Origin of the sequence: Stutzerimonas azotifigens DSM 17556 (assembly GCF_000425625.1) — a bacterium.
Taxonomy (GTDB): Bacteria; Pseudomonadota; Gammaproteobacteria; order Pseudomonadales; family Pseudomonadaceae; genus Stutzerimonas; species Stutzerimonas azotifigens.
Genome location: NZ_KE384427.1, coordinates 24,137 through 31,890 on the forward strand (window position 1 = coordinate 24,137; position 7,754 = coordinate 31,890).

5 protein-coding genes are annotated in these 7,754 nt (G+C 67.3%); 2 read left to right on the forward strand and 3 right to left on the reverse strand.

The genetic code is table 11. From position 1 onward, the window contains the following. Window positions 1-130 precede the first annotated feature (130 nt). The 3 genes from zipA to moaA all read right to left on the reverse strand — a co-directional run bounded on the left by zipA (window position 131) and on the right by moaA (window position 6,214). On the reverse strand, window positions 131-940 hold the full coding sequence (zipA, locus tag H610_RS0122795) for a cell division protein ZipA (RefSeq protein WP_028241821.1): 810 nt from the start codon (window positions 938-940) through the stop codon (window positions 131-133). Between the two features lie 246 nt (window positions 941-1,186). Continuing rightward, window positions 1,187-4,675, reverse strand: a complete 3,489-nt coding sequence (smc, locus tag H610_RS0122800) for a chromosome segregation protein SMC (RefSeq protein ID WP_028241822.1) — start codon at window positions 4,673-4,675, stop codon at window positions 1,187-1,189. 543 nt (window positions 4,676-5,218) lie between these two features. Then, complete coding sequence (moaA, locus tag H610_RS0122805) at window positions 5,219-6,214, reverse strand: GTP 3',8-cyclase MoaA (protein WP_028241823.1); 996 nt, start codon at window positions 6,212-6,214, stop codon at window positions 5,219-5,221. Window positions 6,215-6,413: 199 nt separating this feature from the next. On the opposite strand from moaA, the gene H610_RS24460 reads away from it, so the two are divergent. Both H610_RS24460 and H610_RS0122815 read left to right on the forward strand, forming a co-directional pair. Next, complete coding sequence (locus H610_RS24460; protein ID WP_051231946.1) at window positions 6,414-7,280, forward strand: ion transporter; 867 nt, start codon at window positions 6,414-6,416, stop codon at window positions 7,278-7,280. A gap of 206 nt (window positions 7,281-7,486) precedes the next feature. Then, a partial coding sequence (locus H610_RS0122815; protein WP_028241824.1) for a transposase occupies window positions 7,487-7,754 on the forward strand: 268 nt, incomplete at its 3' end.

Sequence of the window (7,754 nt, forward strand, 5' to 3'; positions counted from 1 at the left end):
GGGCAGGCGGGCCTGCCGGGCGCCGCGGGGGCGCGCCTCCCGCGGAGGATGCCGCAGGCCGCGCCATGCCCGCTCCCTTCTCCCTGCGGGAGAAGGTGGCCCGGAGGGCCGGATGAGGGAGGCCGATGGATCAGCGCTTGAGCGTCATCTGCCGGCGCTCGAATTCCACGATGCGCTGGCGGTAATGCTCGATGGTCTGCGCCGTGAGCACGCTGCGCTGGTCGTCCTTGAGCTCGCCGTTGAGCTCGGAGGCCAGCTTGCGCGCCGCCGCGACCATGACGTCGAAGGCCTGCTTCGGATGGCGCGGGCCCGGCAGGCCGAGGAAGAAGCTCACCGCCGGCGTGGTGAAATGATCGATGTCGTCCAGATCGAAGGTGCCGGGCTTGACCGCGTTGGCCATGGAGAACAGCACCTCGCCGTTGCCGGCCATGCTCTCGTGACGATGGAAGATGTCCATCTCGCCGAAGCGCAATCCGCTCTCGAGGATGTTCTGCAGCAGCGCCGGTCCGCGGAAACCGTTCGGGTCGCGGGAAATCACGTTGATCACCAGCACCTCTTCCACCGGCGGCAGCTCGCGCGGGGCGCCGGGTTCGGCTTCCTCTTCGTCGAGCACTTCCGCGGCGACGGGCTCGTCGACGCTCAGGTTGAGGTCGCCCTGGCGAGGCTCGACGCCACGGCGCTTGGCCGGCTCCTTGGCAGAAAGCGACGGCAGCTCTTCTTCGTCCAGCGAGGGTTCCTGTGGGGAACGAGCGATCACGCGGGCCGGGCCGAGGATCTCGGTGGGGCCTCCTTCTTCATCCGGGGTTTCGGCAAAACTGCGGTCGAGCTTGAACTTGAGCTTGCCCTTGCTGCCGCGCATGCGCCGCCAGCCGTCGAACAGAATGCCGGCGATGACCAGGATGCCGATGACGATCAGCCATTCGCGCAGACCGATATCCATTAATGCCTTGACCTCTCGATCCGTTGATTGATGTGGCCAACCGCTCCGCCAGGCGAGCCGGTCGCGCCCAAAAAATTGCGCCTAAGCTAGCATGCCGGGCGACAGGTTTGTACCGCCCCCGCAGGCGTGCCTACGGTGGGCTGAAGCCCACCCTACAGGACTGAAGCCCACCCTACATACAGGACGGGCAATCCGTAGGGTGGGCTTCAGCCCACCGAACGAGCACCCTCGGCCGGGCGAGCGAACTCAGGCTTCGGCCAGCGCCACCGCCTGCTCCACGTCCACCGCCACCAGGCGCGAGCAGCCGGGCTCGTGCATGGTCACGCCCATCAGCTGATCGGCCATTTCCATGGCGATCTTGTTGTGGGTGATATAGATGAATTGGACCTTCTCCGACATTTCCTTGACCAGCCGGGCATAGCGCCCGACGTTGGCGTCATCCAGCGGTGCATCGACTTCGTCGAGCATGCAGAACGGGGCGGGATTGAGCTGGAAGATGGCGAACACCAGCGCCAGCGCGGTGAGCGCCTTCTCGCCGCCGGACAGCAGGTGGATGGTGCTGTTCTTCTTGCCCGGCGGCCGCGCCATGATCGCCACCCCGGTATCGAGTAGATCTTCGCCGGTAAGTTCCAGGTAGGCGCTGCCGCCGCCGAACACCTTGGGAAACAGGGCCTGCAGCCCGGCGTTGATCTGGTCGAAGGTGTCCTTGAAACGGTTGCGCGTCTCCCGGTCGATCTTGCGAATGACGTTTTCCAGGGTTTCCAGCGCTTCGACCAGATCGTCGTTCTGCGCGTCCAGGTAGCGCTTGCGCTCGGACTGCTGCTGGTACTCGTCGATCGCCGCCAGGTTGATCGGCCCGAGCCGCTGGATGCGTGCGGCGAGCTGCTCCAGGCGCTCCTCCCACTCGCGCTCGCCGGCCTCGGCCGGCAGGCTGGCGATCACCCCGTGCAGGTCGTAGCCGTCCTCGTGCAACTGGTCCTGCAGGGCCTTGCGGCGCACGCTGAGCGCCTGCCAGTCCATGCGCTGCTGCTCGAGCTGGCCGCGCAGCAGCTGCGCCTGCTGTTCGGCCTGGGTTCGGCGCTTTTCCGCGTCGCGCAGCGCGCGATCGGCATCTTCCAAGGCCAGCCGCGCCAGGCGCAGCTCCTCTTCCACGCCCATACGCCGTTCGAGCAGTTCCTCGAGCTTGAGGCGCAGTTCCTCGAGCGGCGCCTCGCCCTCCTCCAGGTTGAGCGACAGCTGTTCGCGGCGCTCCACGGCACGCTCGAACTGCAGCTCGAGCCGCTCCAGCGCCTGGCGGGTGGAATCGTGCTGAGCGCGCAAGGAGCCGACCCGCAGCGCCAGCTGGTGGGCGCGGTCCTTGTGCTGGCGGGCGTCCTGACGAATGCCGTCGAGGCGCTCGCGAATCCGCTCGCGCTCGCCGAGCAGCGCCTCGCGTCGCTCGGTGGCTTGCTCCATGGCGTCCAGCGCATCCTGCAGCTGCAGCCGCGACTCGCCGAGCTGCTCGACCTCGATCGCCCGTTGTTCGCCGAGCTCCGCGAGCTCCTCGTCGAGCCGTCGACGCCGCAGCGTCAGCTGCTCCACCTTGGCCTGCCGCGCCGACAGCTGTGCCTTCAGCTCGCCCTGGCGCCGCGACTCGTCCTGCACCTGCCGACGCAGCCTCTCGCGCTGCTCTTCCAGCGACCGCTGGCGTTCGCGCAGGGCGACCACGTCTGCCTCAAGCGCCTGCAGCCTCGTGCTCTTTTCCTCCTGCTCGACGAGCAGCGCCTCGAGCGCCTGGCCACGGGCGAGCACGCCGGCCTCCGCCTCGGCCGCCCTGCGCACGCGCAGGAAGTGGCGGCCGACCCAGTAGCCGTCCCGGCTGACCAGCGATTCGCCTTCGCCGAGGACGCCGCGACCGGCCAGCGCCTCGTCGAGCGACTCGACCGGACGCACCCGGCCGAGCCAGGCCGACAGGTCGTGGGCGCAGGTCACCTTGTCCAACAGGCTGCCAGCCACCCGCGCACAGGCCATCGAAGGGCTCACCAGGCGCAGTTCGCCGTTTTCCAGCGAATCGAAGGCAGGACCGGCGAAATCGTCGAGCAGAGGCGCCTGCAGGTCCGCGCCGAGCACCGTCTCCACCGCCAGCTCCCAGCCGGACTCCACCCGGAGCGTTTCGGCCAGACGCGGCAGCTGCTCGAGGTGCTGCTCGCGCAGCCAGCCGGAGACGCCGGTGCCGGGGTCCAGCGCCGCCTGCTGAAGGGCTTCCAGCGAAGCGATGCGGCCCTGCAGCCGCTGCAGTTCGCCCTGCACGGCCTGCTGCTCGCCGGTCGCCTGCTGCAACTGCTGCCGTACCTCCTCGATACGTTCGGCGGCGGCCGCCTCCTCCACGCCCTGTTCTTCGAGCGCCAGCTCGCTCGCCGCCAGCGCTTCGCTCAGTTCGGCGATGGCATCGTCTTCCGGGCTTTCCGCCAGCAGCGTGCGCTCGTCTTCCAGGCGCCGCTGACGCTCGCTCAGGCGCTCCAGGCTCTGCTCCAGCTGCTGGATGCGCGACTGCTGCACCTCGGCCAGGCGGCGCGGCTCGGCGCTGGCCTGGTTGAAGGCGTCCCACTGTTCCTGCCAGGCGTGCATCGCCGCCTCGGCCTCTTCCAGCGTCGCTGCCGCTTCCTCGGCGGCAGCACCGGCTTCGGCCTGCTCGGGCTCGAGCATCGCCAGCTCCTCGCCGAGCGTGGCGAGCAGCGTGCGGTCATGACCCAGGTGCGATTCAGTTTCCAGCCGCGCCCGCTCCGCCTCGCGCAGGTCGTCCTGCAGCTGGCGCAGGCGCTGCTGGCCGTGCTGGATGCTCTGCTCGACGCGGGCGATGTCGCCGCCCACGGAGTAAAAGCGCCCCTGCACCTGGTTGAAGGTCTCGGAAAGCTCGTGGTGACCGTCGCGCAGGCGCTCGATGCTGGCATCGGCATTGCGCTGTTCGGCGACCAGGGCCTCGAAGGCCACTTCCTGGTCGCCGATCACCTGCTCGCGCTGGCCCACCTGGGCGTTCAGCTGCTGCCAGCGCAGGGCGGTCAGTTGGGCCTTCAGCTGACGCTCCTCGGCCTTGAATTCCTGGTATTTCTCGGCGGCCTGTGCCTGGCGCTGCAGGCGTTCGAGCTGGCGCTCCAGCTCCTCGCGCAGGTCGGTCAGGCGGGCGAGGTTCTCCTGGGTGCGGCGAATCCGGTTCTCGGTCTCGCGGCGACGCTCCTTGTATTTGGAGATCCCGGCCGCCTCTTCGATGAAGTGCCGCAGGTCTTCCGGCTTGGCCTCGATCAGCCGCGAGATCATGCCCTGCTCGATGATCGAGTAGCTGCGCGGCCCCAGGCCGGTGCCGAGGAAGATGTCGGTAATGTCGCGGCGTCGGCACTTCACGCCATTGAGGAAGTAGGTGTTCTGCCCCTCGCGGGTGACCCGGCGGCGGATGGAGATCTCCGCGTAGGCCGCGTACTCGCCGGTCAGCGAGCCGTCGCTGTTGTCGAAGACCAGCTCGATGCTGGCCTGGGTGACGGGCTTGCGGGTGTTCGAGCCGTTGAAGATGACGTCGGTCATCGACTCGCCGCGCAGGTTCTTCGCCGAGCTTTCGCCCATGACCCAGCGCACGGCGTCGATGATGTTCGACTTGCCGCAGCCGTTGGGGCCGACCACCGCCGCCATGTTGCTCGGGAAGCTCACGGTGGTCGGGTCGACGAAGGACTTGAAGCCTGCAAGCTTGATGCTTTTGAGTCGCATGAGTGCCGTCCTGGCTGTCAGCGTTCGGCGTGAAGGTTGAGAGCCGGATGCATCTGTCACATGTCATATCGGGCGTGCGGGCGCGGAGTTTACCACGCCGCGCGGGCGGGAGCCCTGGCTGGGGTCCGCGTGTGTGGATTCCAACCCCCTCTCCCTCCGGGAGAGGGCTGGGGTGAGGGCCTGTGTACCAGCCCCTCATCCGGCCTGCGGCCACCTTCTCCCGCGGGGAGAAGGGAAAAGCCCGGTGCCTGGAGCTTCGGCGAGCACTTGTAGGAGCAGGCTCTGCCTGCGACCGGCGGCATCGTTCGCGGTCAAGACCGCGGGCCTCGCGTGGCACCCGCTTTCACAGGAGCGACCCTGGTCGCGAACCGGGCCTGCACGCGGCCGAGGGCCAACGCCATGACGGACACCCGTAGGAGCAGGCTCTGCCTGCGACCCTCAGGCCATTCGCGCCTCGACCCCGACCTACGGCTTGTTCGCACACCAGGGGCCGCAAGGAGAGCGGTCGCAAGCAGAGCTTGCTCCTACGACGAGCGCCGATCCTCAGCCGCCAGTCATGCTCATGAAGCGCACCACCTGGACCTGCTCGTCGGTGCGGAAGTGGTGACGTTCCGGCTTGAGCTGCAGGGCGTCGACCAGTGCCTGGCGCAGCCGCTCGGTGTCGCCCGGGTAGCGGCGCATCAGGCTCTTGAGATCGAGCGCGCCTTCATGGCCGAGGCAGAGCACCAGCTTGCCCTCGGCGGTGACGCGCACGCGGTTGCAGCTGCCGCAGAAGTTGTTGCTGTGCGGCGAGATGAAGCCGATGCGGGTATCGGTCCCGGCGACCTGCCAGTAGCGCGAGGGCCCGCCGGTGACGTGATTGCTGCGAACCAGTTCGTGGCGCTGCTCGATGCGCTGGCGCACTTCCTCGCTGGAGCAGAAGGTCACCTCGCGCTGGTGGCTGGAGACGCTGCCGAGCGGCATCTCCTCGATGAAGCTGATGTCCAGCCCCTTGTCGACGGCGAATTCGACCAGATCGAGCACCTCGTCGTCGTTGCGCCCCTTCTGCACCACGCTGTTGAGCTTGATGCCCTTGAAGCCGGCCCGCCGCGCGGCCTCGATGCCGTCCAGTACCTGGTCGAGGCGGTCACGCCGGGTCAGTTCGGCGAAGCGCTCGCGGCGCAGCGAATCCAGGCTCACGTTCAGACGCTTCACGCCCGCCTGGCGCAGGTCCCCGGCCATCGTCGGCAGTTGCGAGCCGTTGGTGGTGATCGCCAGGTCCTCGAGCTCCGGCCGCGCGCCGAGCCTGGCCAGCAGGCCGAGCACGCCCTTGCGCACCAGCGGCTCGCCGCCGGTCACGCGGATGCGCCTGACGCCCAGGCCGATGAAGGCGTCGGCCACCGCGTACAGTTCCTCGAGCGTGAGGATCTGCGCGCGCGGGGCGAACACCATGTCTTCGCTCATGCAGTAGGTGCAGCGAAAATCACAGCGGTCGGTCACCGAGAGACGCAGATAGGTGATGCGCCGGCCGAACGGATCGACCAGGCTGGAATCGGACATGTTGCTCTCCAACGACGGGCTCACGCTCATCAGACCGTGCCATGAGGCTCAGGCTCCGCGCCGGCCGGTCTTGTTTCTTGGGTCAAGACTACGCCGGCCGCCGCCAACAGGCAAAGCGCGCATAGGTGGAGTACGGCGGGCGAACTGTGTTACGTGTTTGTCCCCGCAGGCGGCGGGATGGAAGCAGGTACGAGGACCGATGGACAGCAAACTGCAGGGTATGGGCTGGCGTGAACGCCTGTACGTGATCATCTTTTTCACCAACACCCGCGAAGGAAAGCGCTTCGATACCTGGCTGCTGCTGATCATCTTCGCCAGCCTGGTGGTGGTGATGCTCGACAGCGTGGCCAACGTGAACGAGCAGTACGGCTCGCTGCTGACCGGCTTGGAGTGGGCCTTCACCGCCATCTTCGCCGTCGAGTACGGCCTGCGCATCTACACGCACCCGGAGCCGCGCAAGTACATCTTCAGCTTCTACGGCGCGGTGGACCTGCTGTCGATCCTGCCGGCCTTCCTCGCCCTGCTGGTGCCGGAGAGCCAGTACCTGATGGTGGTGCGCGTGGTCCGTATGCTGCGCATCTTCCGCGTGCTCAAGCTCACCCCCTACCTCAGCCAGGCCAACTTCCTGCTCGTCGCCCTGCGCGGCAGCAAGCAGAAGATCATCGTCTTCCTGCTCAGCGTCACCACGCTGATCGTCGTCTACGGGACGCTGATGTACGTGATCGAAGGCCCGCCGAACGGCTTCACCAGCATCCCCATGAGCATCTACTGGGCGGTGGTCACCCTGACCACCGTCGGCTTCGGCGACATCGTCCCGCACACGCCGCTCGGCAAGGCCCTGGCCACGGTGGTGATGATCACCGGTTATTCCATCATCGCGGTGCCGACCGGCATCTTCACCGCGGAGCTGGCCAACGCCATGCGCAGCGACACGCTGCAGCACCCCTGCCCGACCTGCGAGAAGCTGCTGCACGAGCCGAACGCCGCGTTCTGCAGCCGCTGCGGCACCCAGCTGTTCCCGCACGACAACCCCGAACCGCCGGCCTCGCCGAGGGAAACTTCGTAGGGTGGAAAACCGCGAAGCGTTTTCCACGCGGGGCGGCGGGCATGGCAGCGGACCGGCTGGCCAGGCGTTGCCGGCCCCCACGCGTGGATGAGGCTACGCCGTCATCCACCCTACGCGGCTGCGGCGCGGGCTAGGCTGTGTAGTGGTCTACTTCTCGTGGACACCTCGATAGGGGATGATCATCCCCAACGAGGACTTAGCAAGACATGGCATCACGCGCACGTAGAAAATTCGACAGCAGCTTCAAGCTTGAAGTCGTCAAGATGATCCGAGAGCAAGGCCTGAGCATCGGCCAAGTGTGCCGCGACCAGGATCTGGTCAATAGTGCGGTACGCCGCTGGCTGGCCCAGTACGATGCCGAGCAGGCCGGCCAACCCGGGCAAGGCAAGCCGCTGACACCGGAGCAGCAACGCATCCGCGAGTTGGAGCGGGAGAACCAGCGACTGCGCGAGGACGTGTCGCTGTTAAAAAAAG

Excerpts from the sequence above, each read along its gene's own strand:
- zipA (WP_028241821.1), bottom strand. The coding sequence starts at position 940 with ATGGATATCGGTCTGCGCGAATGGCTGATCGTCATCGGCATCCTGGTC.
- smc (WP_028241822.1), bottom strand. The coding sequence starts at position 4,675 with ATGCGACTCAAAAGCATCAAGCTTGCAGGCTTCAAGTCCTTCGTCGAC.
- moaA (WP_028241823.1), bottom strand. The coding sequence starts at position 6,214 with ATGTCCGATTCCAGCCTGGTCGATCCGTTCGGCCGGCGCATCACCTAT.
- H610_RS24460 (WP_051231946.1), top strand. The coding sequence starts at position 6,414 with ATGGACAGCAAACTGCAGGGTATGGGCTGGCGTGAACGCCTGTACGTG.